This is a genomic window from Micromonospora sp. BL1 (assembly GCF_003667485.1).
In the GTDB taxonomy this organism is placed as follows: domain Bacteria; phylum Actinomycetota; class Actinomycetes; order Mycobacteriales; family Micromonosporaceae; genus Micromonospora; species Micromonospora tulbaghiae.
Genome location: NZ_RCVK01000125.1, coordinates 1 through 21,074 on the forward strand (window position 1 = coordinate 1; position 21,074 = coordinate 21,074).

Annotated in this window: 19 protein-coding genes and 1 pseudogene; 10 read left to right on the forward strand and 10 right to left on the reverse strand. The window is 74.3% G+C overall.

The annotated features are described in order from the left end of the window. The 4 genes from EAD96_RS01705 to EAD96_RS01720 all read right to left on the reverse strand — a co-directional run. On the reverse strand, nt 1-1,222 hold a 1,222-nt coding region (locus EAD96_RS01705), incomplete at its 3' end, for an MFS transporter (RefSeq protein WP_147457824.1). Nucleotides 1,223-1,261: 39 nt separating this feature from the next. Further along, nucleotides 1,262-1,843, reverse strand: coding sequence for an isochorismatase family protein (locus EAD96_RS01710; RefSeq protein ID WP_121683031.1), 582 nt, complete (start codon nt 1,841-1,843; stop codon nt 1,262-1,264). Between the two features lie 15 nt (nt 1,844-1,858). After that, on the reverse strand, nt 1,859-3,145 hold the full coding sequence (locus tag EAD96_RS01715; RefSeq protein WP_120571413.1) for a nicotinate phosphoribosyltransferase: 1,287 nt from the start codon (nt 3,143-3,145) through the stop codon (nt 1,859-1,861). Nucleotides 3,146-3,161: 16 nt separating this feature from the next. Then, on the reverse strand, nt 3,162-5,834 hold the full coding sequence (locus EAD96_RS01720) for a LuxR family transcriptional regulator (protein ID WP_121683032.1): 2,673 nt from the start codon (nt 5,832-5,834) through the stop codon (nt 3,162-3,164). Nucleotides 5,835-6,057: 223 nt separating this feature from the next. On the opposite strand from EAD96_RS01720, the gene EAD96_RS01725 reads away from it, so the two are divergent. From EAD96_RS01725 to rdgB, 9 genes are all read left to right on the forward strand, one after another. After that, entirely contained in the window at nt 6,058-7,569 is a 1,512-nt protein-coding gene (locus tag EAD96_RS01725; protein ID WP_233585356.1) for a hypothetical protein, read from the forward strand. A gap of 115 nt (nt 7,570-7,684) precedes the next feature. Further along, nucleotides 7,685-7,975: an ATP-dependent Clp protease adapter ClpS gene (gene clpS, locus EAD96_RS01730; protein WP_018786685.1), complete on the forward strand. Its 291-nt coding sequence runs from the start codon at nt 7,685-7,687 to the stop codon at nt 7,973-7,975. Further along, nucleotides 7,972-8,475: a DUF2017 domain-containing protein gene (locus tag EAD96_RS01735; protein ID WP_013284356.1), complete on the forward strand. Its 504-nt coding sequence runs from the start codon at nt 7,972-7,974 to the stop codon at nt 8,473-8,475. The genes clpS and EAD96_RS01735 overlap by 4 nt, the downstream gene beginning before the upstream one ends. A 55-nt stretch (nt 8,476-8,530) precedes the next feature. Beyond that, nucleotides 8,531-9,019, forward strand: coding sequence for a Mov34/MPN/PAD-1 family protein (locus EAD96_RS01740; RefSeq protein WP_013284357.1), 489 nt, complete (start codon nt 8,531-8,533; stop codon nt 9,017-9,019). Between the two features lie 67 nt (nt 9,020-9,086). Next, entirely contained in the window at nt 9,087-9,425 is a 339-nt protein-coding gene (locus EAD96_RS01745) for a MoaD family protein (protein WP_047892373.1), read from the forward strand. 11 nt (nt 9,426-9,436) lie between these two features. Then, nucleotides 9,437-10,402 carry a PLP-dependent cysteine synthase family protein gene (locus EAD96_RS01750; RefSeq protein ID WP_091329858.1) on the forward strand — a complete coding sequence of 322 codons (966 nt, stop codon included), beginning with the start codon at nt 9,437-9,439 and terminating at the stop codon, nt 10,400-10,402. A 225-nt stretch (nt 10,403-10,627) separates the two neighbouring features. Further along, a complete protein-coding gene (locus EAD96_RS01755) occupies nt 10,628-11,374 on the forward strand; it encodes an MBL fold metallo-hydrolase (protein ID WP_047892375.1) in 747 nt (248 codons plus the stop codon). Nucleotides 11,375-11,447: 73 nt separating this feature from the next. Further along, nucleotides 11,448-12,173 carry a ribonuclease PH gene (gene rph / locus EAD96_RS01760; RefSeq protein WP_120571410.1) on the forward strand — a complete coding sequence of 242 codons (726 nt, stop codon included), beginning with the start codon at nt 11,448-11,450 and terminating at the stop codon, nt 12,171-12,173. Beyond that, entirely contained in the window at nt 12,170-12,787 is a 618-nt protein-coding gene (gene rdgB, locus EAD96_RS01765; RefSeq protein WP_121683034.1) for an RdgB/HAM1 family non-canonical purine NTP pyrophosphatase, read from the forward strand. Before rph ends, rdgB begins: the two co-directional genes overlap by 4 nt. Nucleotides 12,788-12,851: 64 nt before the next feature. Here rdgB and hutH read toward each other — a convergent pair whose 3' ends face one another. The 6 genes from hutH to EAD96_RS01795 are packed head-to-tail and all read right to left on the reverse strand — an operon-like array spanning nt 12,852 to nt 20,623. After that, nucleotides 12,852-14,390, reverse strand: coding sequence for a histidine ammonia-lyase (gene hutH / locus EAD96_RS01770; protein ID WP_120571408.1), 1,539 nt, complete (start codon nt 14,388-14,390; stop codon nt 12,852-12,854). Next, on the reverse strand, nt 14,387-15,556 hold the full coding sequence (hutI, locus tag EAD96_RS01775; protein ID WP_121683035.1) for an imidazolonepropionase: 1,170 nt from the start codon (nt 15,554-15,556) through the stop codon (nt 14,387-14,389). The genes hutH and hutI overlap by 4 nt, the downstream gene beginning before the upstream one ends. Beyond that, nucleotides 15,553-16,917: a formimidoylglutamate deiminase gene (locus EAD96_RS01780; RefSeq protein ID WP_199733038.1), complete on the reverse strand. Its 1,365-nt coding sequence runs from the start codon at nt 16,915-16,917 to the stop codon at nt 15,553-15,555. Before EAD96_RS01780 ends, hutI begins: the two co-directional genes overlap by 4 nt. Continuing rightward, a complete protein-coding gene (locus EAD96_RS01785) occupies nt 16,914-18,113 on the reverse strand; it encodes an allantoate amidohydrolase (protein WP_121683037.1) in 1,200 nt (399 codons plus the stop codon). The genes EAD96_RS01780 and EAD96_RS01785 overlap by 4 nt, the downstream gene beginning before the upstream one ends. After that, on the reverse strand, nt 18,110-19,765 hold the full coding sequence (gene hutU, locus EAD96_RS01790) for a urocanate hydratase (RefSeq protein ID WP_121683038.1): 1,656 nt from the start codon (nt 19,763-19,765) through the stop codon (nt 18,110-18,112). The genes EAD96_RS01785 and hutU overlap by 4 nt, the downstream gene beginning before the upstream one ends. A gap of 12 nt (nt 19,766-19,777) precedes the next feature. Next, nucleotides 19,778-20,623 carry a MurR/RpiR family transcriptional regulator gene (locus EAD96_RS01795; protein WP_121683039.1) on the reverse strand — a complete coding sequence of 282 codons (846 nt, stop codon included), beginning with the start codon at nt 20,621-20,623 and terminating at the stop codon, nt 19,778-19,780. A gap of 114 nt (nt 20,624-20,737) precedes the next feature. On the opposite strand from EAD96_RS01795, the pseudogene EAD96_RS01800 reads away from it, so the two are divergent. Next, nucleotides 20,738-21,074 (forward strand): annotated as a pseudogene (locus tag EAD96_RS01800) (hypothetical protein); the annotation flags it as partial.

Here is a 21,074-nt window from a genome sequence, read left to right on the forward strand (position 1 = left end):
GGTCGGGGTCCACGGGCGGGGCGTCGACCGGGGTGCGGCGGTGGCGCAGCTCGATCGGGAGCACCGCCAGCGCCACCAGCGCGCCGATCGCGCCGGTGACCACGAAGCCCCACACGGGCGCCGTCGCGTCGATCACCGCGCCGGCCAGCGGTGCGCCGAGCGCGATGCCGACCGTCACCGCCGAGCCGTGCAGGCCCATGGCCAGGCCCCGGACCGAGGGCGGGGCCAGCCGGCTGACCGCGTCGGAGGTGGACGCGATGGTGGGGGCGCAGAGCGCACCGGCCGGGATCAGCGCGAGGCAGAGCAGCCACCAGTGCGACCCGCCCAGCCCGACCGGGATGGTGGTGAGGCTCAGCGCGGCCATCAGTGCCAGCGGGGAGAACGAGCGGCGTACCGCGCCGTAGGCGAAGCCACCTGCCAGCGACGCGACCGCCCAGGCGGCCAGCACGGCGCCGGTCCAGCCGACCTCGCCACCGGACCGGAGCACGGCGACCACCGCGACGTCGGTGCCGCCGAGCACCAGCGTGGCGGCGAGACTGACCGCCAGTACGGCGAGCAGGCGCGGGGTGAGCCACTCGCGGCGGTGCACCGGGCGCGGCGGTCCGGCGGGCTCGTCGGCGGCCCGGATCGGAGGGTTGAGCAGCCAGAAGCAGATGCCGGAGGCGACGATCCCGGCGCCGACCGCCCAGAGGGTCAGGCGCGGCGTGACGGCGGTGGCCAGGGCCACGGCGAGCGCCGGGCCGACCATGAACGACAACTCCACCGCCATCGAGTCCAGCGCGTACGCGGGGCGGCGCTTCTCGACCGGCACGAGCGCGGCGATCGACTGGCGGACCATCGAGAAGATCGGCAGGGCGAGCAGCCCGGCGAGGAACGCGGCGGGGAGCAGCACCGGGTACGGCAGCGTGGGCGCGGCGGACCAGAACAGCGCCTCGGCGACTGTGGTGAGCACCAGCACCGGCCGCAGCCCTCGACGGTCGATGAGCCGCCCGAGCAGCGGGGCGCCGAGTGCCGCGCCGATCGTGGACGCGGCGCCGACCAGGCCGGCGGCGCCGTAGCCGCGGCCCAGGTCGAGCACCACGTAGAAGGTGAGCGTCACCCCGGTGGCGGTCAGCGGCACACGGGCCAGCACCGACACCAGCAGCAACGATCGGAGACCGGGCAGCGCGAGCGCTTCCCGGTAAGGCTTCAGATTCACGACGGACCGTACCTCCGGCGCCATCCTGGGGCCGGGGTACGACACCCGCAACCGATTACCCGGTCAAGCGGTCCTGATCACAGGCTCGCCCACCATGGTCACCCCGGCGCCGTCGAGCGCCCGCAGCGCCACGTCGAGCGTGTCCGGCGCGACAGCGGCGGTCAGGTCGAGCAGCACCGTGGTCCGGAAGCCCTCCCGGGCGGCGTCCAGGGCGGTGGCGCGCACGCAGTGGTCGGTGGCGATGCCGACCACGTCGACCCGGTCCACGTCGTGCCGCCGCAGCCAGTCGGCCAGGCACTCGCCGTCGGGGGCGTGCCCCTCGAAACCGGAGTACGCGGCCGCGTGCTCGCCCTTGTGGAAGATCGTCTCCACCCGGTCGGTCGCCAGTTCGGGGTGGAACTCGGAACCGGAGGTGCCGACCACGCAGTGCCGGGGCCAGGAGTCGACGTAGTCCGGCGGGTCGCCGAAGTGCGCGCCCGGGTCGACGTGGTAGTCCTTCGTCGCGACCACGTGGTCCCACCGGTCCGGCTCGGCGGCGAGCAGCCGGGAGATGCCGGCGGCCACGCCGGCTCCGCCACCGACCGCGAGGGAGCCGCCCTCGCAGAAGTCGTTCTGCACGTCCACGATGATCAGGGCGTTCGCCATCTGACGGGTTCCTCCTCAGCTCGCGGGTACGACGGTCACCGGTACGGCCGGATCTCCGGCGGAGAGCTTGAGCCCCTCCCACGGGATGGAGATCAGGCACTGGCGCAGGTGGTCCCGGGACTCCTCCAGCGTGGGCAGCGTCTCCGGCTCGCCGGACACCACGTACGAGTGCTGGAGCAACCGGTCGTTGGGCTGCCGGTCCGGCACGCCCTGCGGCACGATGACCTCCTCGGTGGCGGTGCCGGTCGGCTTGTGCCGGCGGACCGCGACCTTCCGGCCGCCGATGGTGGCCTTGTGCTCGGAGCGCTTGACCACCGGCCGCCCCTCCACCTCGACCAGCTTGTAGACCAGGCCGGCGGTGGGCGCTCCGGAGCCGGTCACCACGGCGGTGCCGGCGCCGTACATGTCCACCGGTTCGGCGGCGAGCGCGGCGATGGCGTACTCGTCGAGGTCGCCGGAGACGATGATCTTCGTCTCGGTGGCGCCGAGCGAGTCGAGCAGCTCGCGGGACTGCTGGGCGATCACCGCGAGGTCGCCGGAGTCGATCCGGACCGCCCGCAGCTCCGGCCCGGCCACCGCGATGGCGTTGCGGATGCCCTGGGCGATGTCGTACGTGTCGACGAGCAGCGTGGTGTCCTTGCCCAGCGTGGCGACCTGGGAGGCGAACGCGGCCCGCTCGTCGTCGTGCAGCAGCGTGAAGGCGTGGGCGGCGGTGCCCGCGGTGGGGATGCCGTAGCGCTGCCCGGCGGCCAGGTTGGAGGTGAACCGGAACCCGGCCAGGTACGCGGACCGCGCCGCGGCGACGGCGGCCTCCTCGTGTGCCCGGCGGGAGCCCATCTCGATCAGCGCCCGGCCCCGGGCGGCGGTGACCATCCGGGCCGCGGCGGCGGCGACCGCGCAGTCGTGGTTGAGCACCGACAGCACGAGCGTCTCCAGCACCACGCACTCGGCGAACGTGCCCGACACGGTGAGGATCGGGGAGCCGGGGAAGAACAGCTCGCCCTCGGCGTAGCCGTCGATGTCGCCGGTGAACCGGTAGTCGGCCAGCCACTGCGCGGCCGGCTCGTCCACCACTCCGGTACGGCGCAGAAAGTCGATCTCCGCCGGGTCGAACCGGAAGTCGCGGATCATCTCGATCAGCCGGCCGGTCCCGGCGACCACGCCGTACCGGCGCCCGGCCGGCAGCCGCCGGCTGAACACCTCGAAGACGCAGCGTCGGTCGGCCGTGCCGTCACGCAGGGCCGCGCTGACCATGGTCAGCTCGTAGTGGTCGGTCAGCAGCGCGGGACGAAGGGTGCTCACCGCCCCAGCCTAGAGTTCAGCCCGGATCCGCGCCGTCGTGCCCCGGCATGGACCGCAGTGCGGCCCGCAACTCGCCGCGCCCGGCGACGCCGAGTTTGCTGTAGACGCGCTGGAGGTGGTTCTCCACCGTGCGCGTGGACAGGAACAGCCGTTCGGCGATGGCGCGGCTGGTCACGCCGTCGGCGGCGAGGCGGGCGATCTCCCATTCCCGTTCGCTGAGCGTGGGGCGCAGCAGCCGCAGCGCCGGGGTGGAGATCTCGTCGCAGCGACGCAGCAGATCGGCCAGGCGTTCCCGGATCGGCCCGGTGGCGCCGCCCCGGACGTGTCGTGTCCGGTGCAGCGCCAGGGCGGTCGCCTCGGCCGCGTACACGGTCAGTTCCCGGTCGGCGAAGCCGTCGGCGACGGCGAGCAGCGCGTCCGGGGAGCCGTCGACTGCGGCCCGGCCGAACCGGGCGACGAGCGGCGGCAGCACGCCGTCGACCTGCTCGGAGAGTTCGGCCAGGCGCTGCGCCACTGTGCGCCGGCCACCGTCGGTGCAGGTCGGGCCGACCGGCGCGGCGGCCTGGTCCAGCCGGACCAGGTCGAGCAGGACGAGCAGCTCGTGCCCGGCCAGGCCGTCCTCGCGCAGCCGGTCGGCGAGCGCGCACAGGTGCTTGACCGCGGCCGGCAGGTCACCCGTGGCGGCCTGGACCGCGCCCCGGGCCTGCTCCAGCCACGGGTAGAGCACGGCCATCCCGGGTGCGTGCGTCCGGTCCGCCTCGGCCATCGCCTCGGCCGCGTGCGTCGCGTCGCCGCGCAGCGCGGCGGCCTGGGCGCGCTCGGCGTGCGCGAGGCCCGCGTACACCCGGCTGGTGGCGAGTACCGCGCACGCCTCCAGGCTGGTCCGCAGCGCGTCGTCGCCGCGCCCGCGCAGCCGCGCCGCGTACGCCTGAAGGATGGCCAGGTAGCCGGTGCCGAGCCGGAAGTCGCCGGCCCCGGCCAGGTCGGCGAACTCGTCGGCGACGATCGCGTCGATGCCGGGCAGGTCGCCGGAGAGCGTCAGCCGGGTGCCCCGGGCCAGTTCCATGGCGAGCTGGAGGTAGGGCATGTCGGCCCGCCAGCACGCGGCCTCGGCCTGCACCCGGGCGATCGCGGTGGCACTGAGCTGGTATTGCCCCTGCGCGGCCTGCAGGTGGGCGAGCGTGCAGCGGGCCAGCTCCCGGGCGGCCATCGGGGCGGCGGGCCGGTCCAGCACCTCCTGAGCCAGCCGGACCGCCACGTCGACGTCGAGCCGGTGCAGCCGCATGATGGCCTCGAAGGCGCGTACGCGGGCGCGGTCGGCGGGGTCGCCCAGCTCCTCGCCGCGCGCGGCGATCTCCTCCACAGTGGACTCGCGGTTGAGTCCCCAGTAGCTGACCATGCCCCGGACGGTCAGCCACCGGCTGCGCCGCCGTTCGTCGTGGATCTCACCGGCGACCTGGTCGAGCACGCCGAGCGCCTCGTCCGGCCGGTCGCCGAACATCAGGATGGTGGCGAGCAGTTCGGCCGCGTCCGTGCCGCCGCCGGCCTCCAGCGCGGCCCGGGCCAGCCGGGTGGCCAGCGGCACGTCGTACCGGCCGAACGCCTGCACCGCCGCTTCGAGCAGCAGGGCCACGTCCTGCGCCGTACCCGAGTCGAGCCGCCACACCGCGACGCGCAGCAGGTCCTCCCGGCGGCGCTTGCCGACCTGTTCCAGCAGCCCGGCCAGGGTGGCCTGGAGCCGGCGGGTGCGGCTGACCGGGCAGTGCCGGCGCATCACCTCGCCGTAGAGCGGGTGCGCCAGGCGGACGTTGAGCCGCCGGTCGTCGTGGACCAGCGCGATGAGCCCGCGCTCCTCGGCGGTCTCCACGTCCGCCGGGTCGACCGCGCGTTCCAGCAGTTGCAGGCCCAGCGGCTCGCCGAAGGCGACCAGCTCGACGACCGCCCGGACGCCGGGGGTGAGCTGGCCGATCCGGGTGTCGATCAGTTCGGTGAGGCTGGGCGCCAGCTCCAGCCGGCCGGTCCACGTCCAGATCCCGTACCTGCGGTTCAGCTCGTCGTCGGCGGCCAGCACCAGCTCCCGCAGCAGCAGCGGGTTGCCCGCGGAGAGCTGGAACAGCCGGTCCGAGGAGCCGGCGTCGACGGGACCGCCCAGGATGGCGGCGAGCAGCCCGGTGGTCTCGCTGCGGCACAGCGGGGCCAGCTCGACCAGGTCGGCCAGGTCGTCGGTCCAGAGTGCGCGGATCGGCAGCGGGACCTGTTCGCCGTTGCGCAGCGTCCCGATGACGTACGCGTTCTCCGAGCGGGCGACCAGGTGCACGAGCGCCGCCGAGGGCGGGTCGAGCAGATGCGCGTCGTCGATGGCCAGCACGATGGGCCGGCCGGCGGCCTGTTCCTGGAGCACGTCCATGGCCCAGCGCAGGATCCCGGCGGGGGACAGGCCCTGCGGCTGCGAGGCGGGCAGCACCTGGACCAGCCCGCCGAACGGCAACGCGGCGGTGGTGGCGCTGGCCGCGATGGACCAGATTGCGTACCGCTCGGGGGAGAGCGCGGCCACTCCCTCGCGCAGCAGGCGGCTCTTGCCGACCCCGGCGTCGCCGCTGAAGAGCAACCCGCGCCCCTCCGGGCCGCCGACCGCCGACAACAGACGGTTGAGTTCATCAGTACGGCCGACGAACTCCCACCTACTCATCGATGCAGCATATCGACCGTGTTCCGTCCGCGTCCGCACCGTCACGCAGTGAAGTTGAGTAATCTGTTCATTACCCGTGAGTACCGGATGTGTTGGTTGTCGGATGGCCGACACCCGTACTCTTCCGGCAGTCCCTGCAACCAGGGAAAATCCGCGACCGGCACCCCGGTCGCCCGACCGGGAGGCCCACCTGATGACACCAGGTCCGCTCCCTTCGGTCGACGTGCCCGACCCAGGCCGGCAGGCCGAGCCACCCGGATCCGCCCCGCTGCCGACCCGGCTCGGGGTGACCGTGCCCGGGCCGGACGAGCCGATGGCGGTGGTCGTCGCCGGTCCGGCCGGCGCGAACCGGCGTGAGCTGATCGCCGGCCTGCTCGGGGTCGAGTCCGCGACGCTCGCCGTGCCGCCGGGAAGCAACCTGCTGGTCCAGCACGCCGCCACCGCGACCCGCGCCGCGTACGTCCCGGGCTACCGCCAGCCGCACGCCTACGGTGCCGACCCGCTCGCCGCCGGTCCGGCGCTGGCCCGGCCGCCGCGCCGGGTGGAACTGAGCCTGCCCGATCCGCTGCTGCGCCACTTCGCGGTGCTCGACACGCCGGACACCGGCACGCTCGGCGTGGCCGGCGGCCGGGTGCTGCGCGACGCCGTCGGCAGGGCCGGCGCGCTGCTCTTCGTGATCTCCGCCGACCAGGCGTTCAGCGCGGCCGAGCTGCACCTGCTCGCCGAGGTGGCGCGTGCCCGCGTCGAGGTGTTCTTCGCCGTCACGCCCGGCGTGACCGGCCCGGCCGCGCCGGCCGACGGCGCGCGGGCCCAGGACCGGGCCGCGTCCGGCCCGAACGGGTCGACCCGCCGGCTCGACCCGGTGTCGGTCTCCATCGAGGCGCACCGCGCGGCGCTGCTGGCCGCGGTGCCGGCGCTCACCCCGGCCCGGTGGTTCCCGGCCCGCCGCGCCGAGCTGCCGCAGCTGCGCCGCGCGCTGGTGGGCTGGGCCGCCGACGAGGTGCTGCGACGCGGCAGCGCCCGCCCGCCGGTGCCGGCCGGAGCACACGGCCGGGTGCCGGTGCTCGCCGGCGTCGAGCCGGGCGAGCTGGCCGACCGGGTCGACCGTCAGGCCCGCGCCTGCGCCCGCCGGATCCGTCAGCACCTCGCCCTGGAGCTCGCCAACATCCACCTGCGGGTGGTGCAGGAGATCGTCTTCGGGGTCGGCTGCGCCGGCCTGCCGCAGATGCTCGACCGCGAGCTGGAGGCGCTGTCGCTGCTCGCCACCGCCCAGTGCGACGAGGCGGTGCGGGGCCTGGTCGACGAGGCCGCCGCCCGGGTCTTCGGCGCGCCGCTGGCCGAGGGCGTACGCCGGCGGATCATCCACGCGGTGCGCTGGGGCCTGGCCGACCACCCGGACGCCCCCGAGCTGGACCGGGTACTCCTGGTGACCAGCACTGCCGGGGTCGCCGGGCTGACCGGCGCCGGCGCCCTGGACGCGCTGGCCGGGCTGCCCGGTGCGCAGCGCGACGAGGTGCTCCCGCCGGTCGGCGTCGCCCTCAACGGCGGCTGCTGGCAGCACTGGCGGGCGCCCGGCAACAACGACCCGAACGCCGCTCGCTCCTGGGCCCAGCGCGCGTTGCGTGAGGTCGAACTCGAACTGTCCCGCGAGGTGTCCCGCCGCTTCGAGGTGATCCGTCTCTCGCTGGGCGCGGTGCTCGCCGATGCGGTCGACCACGGCATCCTGCTTGCCTGACCACGGCGCCGGCACACGGCGACCCGGGCTCGCGTACGCGGCCCGGGCGGGTGACGACGACCCGCGCGCGGTTCCGGTTCATCGGTTCCCCGGATCCGGTGGCACGATGGGGGGCATGGCGGCTCCACAGGTTGCGCCGGTCGAGACGCCGGACACCGAAGAGGTGCCGGTCTCCGACCGGCCATGGGTGACCATCGTCTGGGACGATCCGGTCAACCTGATGACGTATGTGACCTGGGTGTTCCAGAAGCTCTTCGGGTACAGCCGGGAGAAGGCGGAGCGGCTCATGCTGGACGTGCACCACAAGGGCAAGGCCGTGGTCTCCAGCGGCGCCCGGGAACGGATGGAGCACGACGCGGCGCAACTGCACGCGTACGGGCTCTGGGCGACGGTGGACCGCTCATGAGCATGTTCCGCCGCCGGGGCGACCACTACGTGGCCACGTTCGCGGTCGACGAGGTCCGGGTGCTGCGCAAGGTCGCCAACGAGGTGGTCGGTCTGCTGACCGACGGCTTCGACCACGGCGACCCGGTGGTCGGGCGGCTGTTCCCCGACGTCTACCCGGACGACGACGCCGGCACCGCCGAGTTCCGCCGCTACACCGAGGGCGACCTGAAGACCGGCAAGATCGACCAGGCGGGCGCGGTCCTCGCCGCGCTGCCCGACGGGGACGCCGGCGGCGAGGTGCGGCTGGACGCGGAGGCGGCCGAGGCGTGGCTGCGGGCGCTGAACGACGCCCGGCTGGCGATGGGCGTACGCCTGGAGATCAAGGACGGCACCGACCTGGGCGAGGAGCTCGACGACGCGGTGGCCGCGGACCCGGGTTCGTCCCGGGTGTTCCAACTGTCGGTCTACGCCTATCTCGGATATCTCCAGGAATCCCTGCTCAACGCGCTCATCGACTGAGTGGTGACGGTTGCCACCTCGCCGCCCGGGAGGGCCAGGCGCTAGGCTTGGCGGCGTGCTGAGCATCGACCGGTCGATCATCGACGCGATCGTCGCCCACGCGCGCCGGGACCACCCGGACGAGGCGTGCGGCGTGGTCGCCGGTCCCGTCGGCAGCGACACCCCGACCCGGCACATCCCGATGGACAACGCCGCCCGCTCCATGACGTTCTACGAGTTCGACTCGATGGAGCAGTTGCGGGTGTGGCGCGAGATGGACGACCGCGACGAGGAACCGGTCGTCATCTACCACTCGCACACCGCGACGGAGGCCTACCCGTCGCGTACGGACGTCTCCTTCGCCGGCGAGCCGGGCGCGCACTACCTGCTCGTCTCGACCCGCGAGCCCGACACCGAGGAGATCCGCTCCTTCCGGATCGTCGACGGCGTGGTCACCGAGGAACCGGTGGAGATCGTGGATGCCGCCGTGGACCCGAACGCCGTCCAGTCCTACATGTTCGGGCAGAGCCCGGCGACGGTCGACTACGAGTGTTCCGACCGCTGACCTTCAGCGCCGGCACCTTCCTTTTCCCGTCACCTGGCACGATCCCGAACGAGGAGCACGAGACACCATGGCCATCGAGGTTCGCATCCCCACCATCCTGCGCAGCTACACCGGCGGCGCGAAGGTCGTCGAGGGCAGCGGCGACACGCTCGCCGACCTGATCGCCGACCTGGACTCCCGGCACGGCGGCCTGAAGGCCCGTCTGGTCACCGACGCGGGCGCACTGCACCGGTTCGTCAACGTCTACGTCAACGACGAGGACGTCCGCTTCCTGGGCGCGCTCGACGCCAAGCTCAACGACGGCGACAGCGTGACCATCCTGCCGGCCGTCGCCGGTGGCGCGTTCGGCTTCGCGGCCGCCGCAGCGATCGCCTCGCACGCGGTCTCCACGCGCGCCGCCCGCTGAGGGGGCCCGCGATGGCGCGGTACGACAGCCTGCTCGACGCCTGCGGCGGCACACCGCTGGTCGGGTTGCCCCGGCTCTCGCCGACGGTGCCCGAGGGCGCGCCGCCGGTGCGGCTCTGGGCCAAGCTGGAGGACCGGAACCCGACCGGCAGCATCAAGGACCGCGCGGCCCTGTTCATGGTCCGCGCGGCCGAGGAGTCCGGCCGGCTGCGTCCGGGTGACACGATCCTGGAGCCGACCAGCGGCAACACCGGCATCTCGCTGGCCATGGTGGCGAAGCTGCGCGGCTACCGGCTGGTCTGCGTGATGCCGGAGAACGTCTCCACCGAGCGGGTGCAGCTGCTCCGCATGTACGGCGCGGAGATCATCTTCTCGCCGGCCGCGGGCGGCTCGAACCAGGCGGTCGCGACCGCGAAGCAGATCTCCGCCGAGCACCCGGACTGGGTGATGCTCTACCAGTACGGCAACGAGGCGAACGCCCGGGCGCACTACGAGACGACCGGGCCGGAGCTGCTCCAGGACCTGCCGGGCATCACCCACTTCGTGGCCGGGCTGGGCACCACCGGCACGCTCATGGGCACCGGGCGCTACCTGCGGGAGAAGGTCGAGGGCATCCAGATCGTGGCGGCCGAGCCGCGCTACGGCGAGCTGGTCTACGGTCTGCGCAACATCGACGAGGGTTACGTGCCCGAGCTGTACGACGCCGGGGTGCTGTCCCGCCGCTTCTCAGTGGGCACCCGGGACGCGGTGCTGCGTACCCGGCAGCTCGTCGAGGTGGAGGGCATCTTCGCCGGGTTCTCCACCGGCGCCATCCTGCACGCCGCGCTCGCGGTGGCGCACGAGGCGGTCCGCGACGGCCGCCGCGCGGACGTGGCGTTCGTGGTCTGCGACGGCGGCTGGAAGTACCTGTCGACCGGCGCGTACGGCGGCACCCTCGCCGACGCGGAGGAGGCCCTGGACGGTCAGCTCTGGGCCTGACGGACCGATGGCCGGTCCGGCCGGTGGCGTGCCCGCCGGCCGGACCGCCGGTCTCGTCCGGAGCGGACGTGTATGGGTGTCACGTTGATGACAACTTCCGGCAGATGATTCTTGCTCGACCGGGGCGACGCGTAGGCTGCGCAGCGTGGCGAGCGCGTCGGTAGAGATCATCGGCGGGGCCGCCGCCGGCGCATCGACTACTCATCGTGAGATCGAGGCCACCGGATGAGACTGACCGTCCTCGGCTGCGCGGGCAGCTTCCCGGGGCCCGAATCCCCCTGTTCGGCCTATCTCATGGAAGCCGACGGCTTCCGGCTTCTGATCGACTTCGGGGTGGGGTCGCTCTCCACGCTCCAGCGTTACGTCGGGCTGCACGCCCCCGACGCCATCCTCCTCACCCACCTGCACTGCGACCACATGTTCGACGCCGTGTCCTACGTGGTGGTACGCCGGTACGCGCCGGACGGCCCGTACCCGCCCCTGCCGATGTACGCCCCGTCCGGCGCGCCCGACCGGCTGGCCGCCGCGTACGGGCAGGAGGAGGGCTCGGTGGAGGACGTCTACCAGTTCTACGGCCTCCAGCCGGGCACGTTCCCGATCGGCCCGTTCTCCGTCACCGTCGACCGGATGAACCACCCGGTCGAGACGTACGGGGTGCGGCTGGAGCACGGCGGCCGGGTGTTCTGCTACTCCGCGGACACCGCGCCCTGCGAGGCGCTGCTGCGCCTGGCCCAGGACGCCGACGTGTTCCTCTGCGAGGCGAGCTACATGGACGGCGTGGAGAACCCGCCGGACCTGCACCTGACCGGCCGGGAGGCCGGCGAGGCGGCCACCAAGGCGGGCGTGGGACGGCTCCTGCTCACCCACCTCGTACCGGCCTGGGGCAGCGAGTCGCAGACCGTGGAGGCGGCGGCCGGGGCGTACGCCGGGCCGCTGGACGTGGTCCGGCCCGGCGCCTGCTACGACGTCTGAGCCCGGCGGCGGCCGGGTCGTGTCGGCGGGCACCGGCGGGCGGTGCGATCACCGCACCGCATAGGGTGCAGGCATGGCGCGACCTGACGGGCGGCGGCCCGACCAACTCCGACCGGTGACCCTGACCCGGAGCTGGAGCACCCACCCGGAGGGCTCGGTGCTCGTCGAGTTCGGTGCGACCCGGGTCCTCTGCACGGCGAGCGTCACCGAGGGCGTGCCCCGCTGGCGCAAGGGCTCCGGGCTGGGCTGGGTGACCGCGGAGTACGCGATGCTGCCCCGGGCCACGAACACTCGATCGGACCGGGAGAGCGTCCGCGGCAAGGTCGGCGGGCGCACGCACGAGATCTCCCGGCTGATCGGCCGCAGCCTGCGCGCCTGCGTCGACCTGAAGGCGCTGGGCGAGAACTCGATCGTGCTGGACTGCGACGTGCTCCAGGCCGACGGCGGCACCCGTACCGCCGCGATCACCGGCGCGTACGTCGCACTGCACGACGCGGTGACCTGGCTGGCCGAGCGCAAGTCGCTGGCCGGCAAGGTGGAGAAGGTGATGCACCGCTCGGTGGCCGCGGTGAGCGTCGGCGTGATCGGCGGCGAGCCGATGCTCGACCTCTGCTACGCCGAGGACGTCACCGCCGAGGTCGACATGAACGTGGTCTGCACCGGCACCGGCGACTTCGTCGAGGTGCAGGGTACGGGCGAGGCGGGCGTCTTCGCCCGCGACCAGCTCGACGCGCTGCTCGACCTGGGCGTGGCGGGCTGTCTGGAACTGGCCGACGCGCAGCGGAAGGCGCTCTCGTGAACAAGATCCTGCTCGCCACCCGGAACCGGAAGAAGCTGGTCGAACTCCAGCGGATCCTGGACGGCGCGCTCGGCGCGCACCGGATCGCCCTGCTCGGCCTCGACGACGTCGAGGAGTACCCGGAGCTGCCGGAGACCGGCCTCACGTTCGGTGAGAACGCGCTGATCAAGGCGCGGGAGGGCTGCCGGCGTACCGGTATGCCGACCATCGCGGACGACTCCGGGCTGGCGGTGGACGCGCTCAACGGCATGCCGGGTGTGTTCAGCGCCCGCTGGTCCGGCCGGCACGGCGACGACCACGCCAACCTCCAGCTCGTGCTGGACCAGGTCGCCGACGTGCCGGACGAGCACCGGGGTGCGGCGTTCGTCTGCACCGTCGCGCTGGTGCTGCCCGGCGGCAAGGAGCACCTGGTCGACGGCCGTCAGTCCGGCCGGCTGCTGCGCGCGCCGCGCGGCGACGGCGGCTTCGGCTACGACCCGATCTTCCTCGGCGACGGCCAGGAGCGCACCAACGCGGAGCTGACGCCGGAGGAGAAGGACGCGGTCAGCCACCGCGGCAAGGCGCTGCGGGAACTGGCCAAGCTGGTCGCGAAGGTGCTCCCACCCGCCGCCTGACCCGCTCCCGGACGCCGGCCGGGCACCGCTTGGACGCCCGGCCGGAGGGTCGGTATCGGCCCGCTCAGCCGAGCGGGCCGATCTCCCGTTCGATCGCCGCGCGCAGCTCCGGGCCGCGCACCACGTCCCGCGCGGCCTCCATCAGCGGCGCGAGGAACACGTCCGGCCCCGGCTCGCCGATGGTGCCGCCGAGCGCGTCGAGCGCCGCCCGACCGGCCGGTGACGGCGTCAGCGGCGCGCGGAGCTGGAGTCCGCGTACGGCCGCCAGCAGTTCCACCGCGAGCAGGCTGGTCAGGTTGTCCAGCACGGTGCGCAGCTTCTTGGTGGCCGCCCAGCCCATCGAGACGTGGTCCTCCTGCATGCCGCTGGTCGGCAGCGAGTCGATCGAGGCGGGTGCGGCGAGCCGGCGGTTCTCCGCCACGATCCCGGCGGCGGTGTACTGGGCGATCATCAGCCCGGAGTTCACCCCGGGGTCCGGGGAGAGGAACGCCGGCAGGTCACGGTTGCGGGCCACGTCGAGCAGCCGGTCCACCCGGCGCTCGGCGATCGCGCCCACCTCGGCGGCGGCGATGGCCAGGTAGTCGGCGGCGAAGCCGAGCGGCGCACCGTGGAAGTTGCCTGTCGACTCGACCCGCCCGTCCGGCAGCACCACCGGGTTGTCCACCACCGACAGCAGCTCCCGACCGGCCACCACCTCGACGAAGTCGAGCGTGTCCCGGGCTGCGCCGGCCACCTGCGGGGCGCAGCGCATCGAGTACGCGTCCTGCACCGCGTGTGCCAGGTCGTCGCGGTGCGAGTCCATCACCGCCGAGCCCTGCAACAGCCGGTGGATGTTCGCCGCCGACGCGGCCTGACCGGGGTGCGGGCGGATCGCGTGCAGCTCGGGCAGGAACGGCCGCTCCGACCCGAGCATCGCCTCGATGGCCAGCGCCGCCGTCACGTCCGCCATGGCGAACAGGTGCCGGGCGTCGGAGACCGCGAGCAGCAGCATGCCGAGCATGCCGTCGGTGCCGTTGATCAGCGCCAGCCCCTCCTTGGCGGCGAGCGACACCGGCTTCAGCCCGACCCGGTGCAGCGCGTCGGCGGCCGGGATGCGGTCACCGGCCGGGCCGAGCACCCAGCCCTCGCCGAGCAGCACCAGCGCGCAGTGCGCCAGCGGCGCCAGGTCGCCGGACGCGCCGAGCGAGCCGTGCTCGGGCACCCACGGGGTGACCTCGTGGTTGAGCAGGTCCACGAGCGCCTCGGCGACCAGCGGGCGGACCCCGGAGCGGCCGAGCGCCAGCGAGCGGACCCGCAGCAGCATCATGGCGCGTACCACCTCGCGCGGCATCGGCGCGCCCACCCCGGCGGCGTGCGAGCGGATCAGCGCGTGCTGAAGCTCGGCCCGGCGCTCCGGGGCGACGAACGTGTTGGCGAGGGCGCCGAAGCCGGTGGAGACGCCGTACACCGGGCGGCCGGCCGCCTCGATGCCGTCCACGATGGACCGCGAGGTGGCCATCGCCTCGGTGGCGGCCGGGTCGAGCACGACCTTGGCGGTGCCGCGGGCCACCGCGAGCACGTCGGCGGCTGTGACGCCGGTGGACAGGATGGTCACTGTGGTCATCGCGGTACTCCGTTGTGCAGGACCTGGCGGATCAGTGGCACGCCCGGCCGGTAGGCCAGGTGCAGGTGGGACGGGGCGTCGAGGATGATCAGGTCGGCCCGCGCCCCGGGGGTCAGCCGCCCCACGTCGGTGCGGCGCAGCGCCGCCGCCCCGCCGGCGGTCGCGGCCCACACCGCCTCCGCCGGGGTCATCCGCATCTCGCGTACGGCGAGCGCGACGCAGAACGGCATCGACGACGTGTACGACGAACCGGGGTTGCAGTCGGTGGCCAGCGCGACCGTGACGCCCGCGTCGAGCAGCCGCCGGGCGTCCGGGTACGGCGACCGGGTGGAGAACTCGGCGCCCGGCAGCAGCGTGGCGACAGTCTCCGAACCGGCCAGCGCGTCGACGTCGGCGTCAGTCAGGTGGGTGCAGTGGTCGACGCTGGCCGCTCCCAGCTCCACGCCGAGCCGCACGCCCGGCCCGGGACCGAGCTGGTTGGCGTGCAGCCGTACGCCCAGACCGGCGGCCTGCCCGCAGGCGAGGATGGCCCGCGCGTGGTCGGCGTCGAACGCGCCCCGCTCGCAGAACACGTCGATCCAGCGGGCGTACGGCGCGGCGGCGGCCAGCATCGGCCCGCACACCAGGCCCACGTAGTCGTCCGGGCGGTCGGCGTACTCGGCGGGGACGACGTGCGCGCCGAGGAACGTGGTGTCGCCGGTGAACTCGGCGGCGATCCGCAGCGAGCGGGCCTCGTCGGCGACGTTGAGGCCGTACCCGCTCTTGATCTCGACGGTGGTGGTGCCCTGCCGCAGCATCTCCGCGCGCAGCCGCCCCACTGTGGCGCGCAGGTCGTCGTCGGAGGCGGCGCGGGTGGCGCCGACGGTGGTGCGGATGCCGCCGCCGGTGTACCGCTCGCCGGCCATCCGGGCGGCGAACTCGGCCGCCCGGTCCCCGGCGAAGACCAGGTGGGCGTGGCTGTCCACGAAGCCGGGCAGCACCGCGGCGCCGCCGGCGTCGATCCGCCGGTCGGCGGCGGGCGCGTGCCGGGCCGGACCGGTCCAGGCCACCTCGCCGTCCTCGACGAGCAGGGCGGCGTCGCGGCGGACACCCAGCGGGTCGCCGTCGCGGCCGTCGTTGGTGACCAGCTCGCCGATGTGGTCGACGAGCAGGCTGCCGCGCGTCACGAGTCCTCCTTCGCCGTCACCGCCGCGATCGCGTCCCGCAGCTCGGTGGGCACGTCCACGGTCAGGTGCCGGCCGCCGTCCACCACGGGCCGGCCGTCGACCACGACGCTCGTCACGTCGGCGGCGGTGGCGGCGAAGAACGCGCCGACCGGCGGGATCCCGGCGGTGCGGGCGCTGTCCAGCCGTACCGTGACCAGGTCGGCGCGCTGCCCGACGGCGAGCCGGCCGGCGTCGCCCCAGCCCAGCGCGGCGTGCCCGCCGACGGTGGCGGCGGTGACCAGCTCGGCCGGTTTGAAGTGCCCCCGCCGCCGGGTACGCAGCCGCTCGTCCATCTCGACCGCGCGGGCCTCCTCGAACAGGTCCACCACGGCGTGGCTGTCGCTGCCGAGGCTGAGCGGGCTGCCCGCGTCGGCCATCCGGCGCACCGGGCCGATCCCGTCGGCCAGGTCGCGTTCGGTGGTGGGGCAGACGCAGACCCGGGTACGGCTGTCGCCGAGCAGCGCCACGTCGGCGGCGGTCGGGTGGGTGGCGTGCACGGCCGTGGTGTGCGGGCCGAGCACGCCGTGGTCGGCCAGCAGCCGAGTCGGCGTGCACCCGTGCACGGCCCGGCAGGCGTCGTTCTCGGCCGGCTGCTCGGACAGGTGCACGTGCAGCGGCAGCCCGTTGCGGTCGGCCCAGCCCGCCACGGTGGCGAGCTGCTCGGCCGGGACCGCGCGCACCGAGTGGATGGCCGCGCCGAGCCGGACGTGGTCGTCGGCCGGGCGGAACGCGTCCACCCGCTGCGCCCAGCGCAGCGCGTCGCCGTCGCCGAACCGGCGTTGCGGCCCGGCCAGCGGAGTGCCGTCCACGCCCCCGGCCAGGTACGCGGTGTCCAGCAGCGTGAGCCGGATCCCGGCGTGCGCGGCGGCCTCCACGAGCGCGGCGGACATGGCGTTCGGGTCGTCGTACGGGGTGCCGCCGGGACCGTGGTGCAGGTAGTGGAACTCGCCCACGCAGGTGATCCCGGACAGCGCCATCTCCGCGTACACGGCGCGGGCCAGCGCCAGGTAGGAGTCCGGGTCGAGCCGGATCGCGACGGCGTACATCAGGCTGCGCCAGGACCAGAAGTCGCCGCGCCCGTCGTGGGTGCGCCCGCGCAGCGCCCGGTGGAACGCGTGCGAGTGGGCGTTTGCGAGGCCGGGCAGCGTCAGCCCGGGCAGCCGGACCGCGTCGGCGAGCACCTCGACCCCGGCGGTCGGCGGACCGTCCACGGTCAGCGGGGTGACAGCGGTGAGCCGCCCGTCGGTCGCCTCGATCAGCACGTCCCGGGTGGGCTCGGCGCGGTCGGGCAGCCAGGCGTACTCGGCCAGCCAGCGGGTCAGCGGCATGCCAGCTCCTCCAGCACCCGGGCCAGGGCGGCCACCCCGGCGGCGCAGTCGGCGTCGGTGGCCGCCTCGGCGGGGGAGTGCGACACCCCGGTCGGGTTGCGCACGAACAGCATCGCGGTGGGCAGGTGCGCCGCCAGCACACCCGCGTCGTGCCCGGCGCCGGTGGGCAGCACCGGCGCGCCGAGCAGCGCGGCCAGCCGGTCGGCCAGCCCGTGGTCGAACGCGACGAGCGGGGTCGCCGACTCCTGCGTGCAGGTCAGCGCGGTGCCGTCGCGGCCGGCCCGGTCGGCGGCCTTGGTGCGTACCGCCTCGACCAGACCGTACAGCGTCTCCGCCTCGGCCGCCCGCGCGTCCAGCCAGCCGGTGACCCGGGACGGGATCGCGTTCGTGGCGTTCGGCTCGACCGACACCCGGCCCACCGTGGCGTGCGCGTCGCGCAGCCGGGCCTCCTTGTTCGCCGCCAGCACTGTGAACGCGTAGGTGAGCATCGGGTCGCGGCGGTCGGCCATCCGGGTCGTACCCGCGTGGTTGCCCTCGCCGGTGAAGTCGAACCGCCACCGGCCGTGCGGCCAGATCGCCGACGCCACAGCGACCGGCGCGTCCAGGTCGACGAGCGCGCGGCCCTGCTCGACGTGCAGCTCCACGAAGGCCGCGAGGCGGCCGAGCAGCGCCGGGTCGGCGCCCGCCGGCCGCTCGCCCAGCGCCTCGGCGAAGGTCGTCCCGGCCTGGTCGCGCAGCCCGGCCGCGCGGTCGACGTCGATCTCGCCGGTGAGCAGCCTCGACCCCAGGCAGGGTACGCCGAACCGCGCGCCCTCCTCCTCCACGAACGCGGCCACCACCACCGGCCGGTCCGGGGTGACGCCCGCGGCCCGCAGCTCGTCCACGGCGAGGAACGCGCTGACGATGCCGAGCGGACCGTCGTACGCGCCGCCGTGCGGCACCGAGTCGAAGTGGCTGCCGGTCAGCACCGCGTCCCCGGCCGCCGGGTCGCCCCACCAGCCGAACAGGTTGCCGTTGCCGTCCTGCGACACCGGCATGCCCCGCCGGTCGGCCTGCTCCCGGAACCAGGCGCGCAGCGTGCGCTCCGGCTCGGTGAGCGCGTAGCGCAGGTAACCGCCGCTGCCGGCGTCCCGCCCGACCGGGGCGATCTCGTCCCACAGCGCGCGGAACCGCTCCGCCAGGTCGGTCACAGGTCACCCTCGGTCATGGGCACGCGCACGCCGGTGCGCTCGGCGACCTCGCGGGCGTCGTCGTAGCCGGCGTCGACGTGCCGGATCACGCCCATCGCCGGGTCGTTGGTGAGCACCCGCTCGATCTTCTGCCCGGCCAGCGCGGTCCCGTCGGCCACGCAGACCTGGCCGGCGTGGATGGACCGGCCGATGCCCACGCCGCCGCCGTGGTGGATGGACACCCAGGACGCGCCGCTCGCGGTGTTGACCAGCGCGTTCAGCAGCGGCCAGTCGGCGATCGCGTCGGAGCCGTCGGCCATCGCCTCGGTCTCCCGGTAAGGGCTGGCGACGCTGCCGCAGTCCAGGTGGTCCCGGCCGATCACCACGGGCGCGCTCAGCTCGCCGGAGGCCACCATCTCGTTGAACCGCACCCCGGCTCGGTCGCGCTCGCCGTAGCCGAGCCAGCAGATCCGCGCCGGCAGGCCCTGGAACGCGACCCGCTCGCCGGCCATCCGGATCCACCGGGCGAGGGACTCGTTCTCCGGGAACAGGTCGAGGATGGCGCGGTCGGTGGCCGCGATGTCCTTCGGGTCGCCGGAGAGCGCGGCCCAGCGGAACGGGCCCCTGCCCTCGCAGAACAGCGGCCGGATGTACGCGGGCACGAACCCGGGGAAGTCGAACGCCCGCTCGTACCCGCCGAGCTTGGCCTCGCCCCGGATCGAGTTGCCGTAGTCGAAGACCTCCGCGCCGGCGTCCAGGAAGCCGACCATCGCCTCCACGTGCTTCGCCATCGACGCCCGCGCCCGGTCGGTGAACTCGGCCGGCTTGGCCGCCGCGTAGTCCCGCGCGTCGGCCGGCTCCACGCCCTCCGGCAGGTACGACAGCGGGTCGTGCGCACTGGTCTGGTCGGTCACGATGTCGACGGCCACACCCCGGCGCAGCAGCTCCGGGAAGACGGTGGCCGCGTTGCCGACCACTCCGACGCTGAGCGCCCGCCGGTCCCGCTTCGCGGCCAGCGCCCGCTCCACCGCGTCGTCGAGCGAGTCGGCGATCTCGTCCAGGTAGCGGTCGTGCGCCCGCCGCTCCAGCCGGGACCGGTCCACGTCCACGATCAGGCAGGCGCCACCGTTCATGGTGACCGCGAGCGGCTGCGCCCCACCCATCCCGCCGCACCCGGCGGTGAGCGTCAACGTGCCGGCGAGCGTGCCCTCGAAGCGCTTGGCGGCGACCGCGGCGAACGTCTCGTACGTGCCCTGGAGGATGCCCTGGGTGCCGATGTAGATCCAGGAACCGGCGGTCATCTGCCCGTACATGGTCAGGCCCAGCGACTCCAGCCGGCGGAACTCGGGCCAGGTGGCCCAGTCGCCGACCAGGTTGGAGTTGGCCAGCAGCACGCGGGGCGCCCACTCGTGGGTGCGCATCACCCCGACCGGGCGGCCCGACTGCACGAGCATCGTCTCGTCGTCGCGCAGGTCGGTCAGCGTCCGCACCAGCGCGTGGTACGACGGCCAGTCCCGGGCCGCCCTGCCGGTGCCCCCGTAGACCACCAGGTCCTCGGGGCGCTCGGCCACCTCCGGGTCGAGATTGTTCATCAGCATCCGCAGGGCGGCCTCCTGCGGCCACCCCTTCGCGGTGCGTGCGGTGCCGCGGGCGGCGCGGACGGGCTGGTGCATCTCGTACTCCTCTCAGCCGAGGAACAACTGGCGGCGGGCGGCGGACGACTCGAACGCCTCGAGCCGGTTCTGGGTCTCGGCCGGTGCGGCGTCGCAGATCGCCTGGAGCACCACCATGGCCAACGTCATCGGTGCGGTGTGCAGGTCGAAGACCAGGTCGGCGCCGACGGCGGCGGGCAGCACCACCTCGGCGTGCTCGGTGGCCGGGCTCACCGGCGAGTCGGTGATCGCCACGACGGTCAGCCCGGCGTCCCGGGCCTCGCGCAGCGCGTCGAGGGTCTCCCGGGGGTAGCGGGGCAGCACGAACGCGAGCATCGCCGTGGCGCCGGCCGCGACGGCCTGGTCCAGGCGGTCGACCAGCATGCTGCCGCCGTCGTCGAGGACCCGCACGTCCGGGTGCACCTTCGCGGCGAAGTACGCGAAGTACGCGGCCAGCGGCGCGGCGGCGCGCAGCCCGAGCACCGGCAGCGGGCGGCTGGCCGCGAGCAGCTTGCCCACCTCGGCGACCCGGCCGGCGTCGGCGAGCTGCGCGGCGAGCCGGTCGAGATTGTCCCGCTCGGCGTGCACCGCCCGTTGCAGGGCATTGCCGCCGGCCGGTCCGGCCGACCCGGTGACCGTGAGTTCCCGCAGGCGGCGGCGCAGCGCGGGATAGCCGTCGTGCCCGAGCGCCATGGCGAACCGGGTCACCGAGGGTTGGCTGACGCCCGCCAGCTCGGCCACCTCGGCGGCGGACAGGTACGCCGCCGCGCCCGCGTGCCGCACCAGGCAGTGGGCGATGCGGCGCTGGGTCGGGGTGAGCCGTACGCCGTGGAACAGGTCGAGCAGGCGGTCGGGGGAGGCCGCACCGCTTTCATTCACCCCGCGACTCTATGCATGAAAACTTTCAGAGCGCAAGAGTGGCCCGACCGCAGGGAGATCCGATGAGCGTGCTCTCTGTACTATCCGCACGGCGGGTGAGCAGAGGAGTGGGGCATGCAGCCGGAAGGTCCGTACAGGTTCACCGAGGTGCTGGGCGAGTGCCAGGTCGGCAGGGCCTGGGCCGCCCTCGACGGGCAGGACCGCGCGCTCACCGTGGCGGTCCTGGACGGTGCCGCGGCCGGCGACCAGCGCTGGCGCGAGGCGTTCACCAACGCCGCGAACGTGCTGGCCCAGACGCCCGGCGGCCACCGGTACGTCAACTCCGACTTCGCCGCCGGTCAGCCCTGGGTGGCGTACCCGTCCGAAGAGGACGGTGCGGCCGAGCGGCTGTTCCGCAGCCTGGGCATGGACTACCAGCGCATCCCGACGGCCGAGATGCTCCCGCCGCCCC

Coding starts and splice junctions, on each gene's coding strand:
- EAD96_RS01720 (WP_121683032.1), bottom strand. CDS start 5,834: ATGAGTAGGTGGGAGTTCGTCGGCCGTACTGATGAACTCAACCGTCTG.
- rph (WP_120571410.1), top strand. CDS start 11,448: ATGGCGCGACCTGACGGGCGGCGGCCCGACCAACTCCGACCGGTGACC.
- hutU (WP_121683038.1), bottom strand. CDS start 19,765: ATGCACCAGCCCGTCCGCGCCGCCCGCGGCACCGCACGCACCGCGAAG.
- clpS (WP_018786685.1), top strand. CDS start 7,685: ATGGCGGCTCCACAGGTTGCGCCGGTCGAGACGCCGGACACCGAAGAG.
- EAD96_RS01710 (WP_121683031.1), bottom strand. CDS start 1,843: ATGGCGAACGCCCTGATCATCGTGGACGTGCAGAACGACTTCTGCGAG.
- EAD96_RS01735 (WP_013284356.1), top strand. CDS start 7,972: ATGAGCATGTTCCGCCGCCGGGGCGACCACTACGTGGCCACGTTCGCG.
- EAD96_RS01750 (WP_091329858.1), top strand. CDS start 9,437: ATGGCGCGGTACGACAGCCTGCTCGACGCCTGCGGCGGCACACCGCTG.
- hutH (WP_120571408.1), bottom strand. CDS start 14,390: ATGACCACAGTGACCATCCTGTCCACCGGCGTCACAGCCGCCGACGTG.
- EAD96_RS01755 (WP_047892375.1), top strand. CDS start 10,628: ATGAGACTGACCGTCCTCGGCTGCGCGGGCAGCTTCCCGGGGCCCGAA.
- EAD96_RS01745 (WP_047892373.1), top strand. CDS start 9,087: ATGGCCATCGAGGTTCGCATCCCCACCATCCTGCGCAGCTACACCGGC.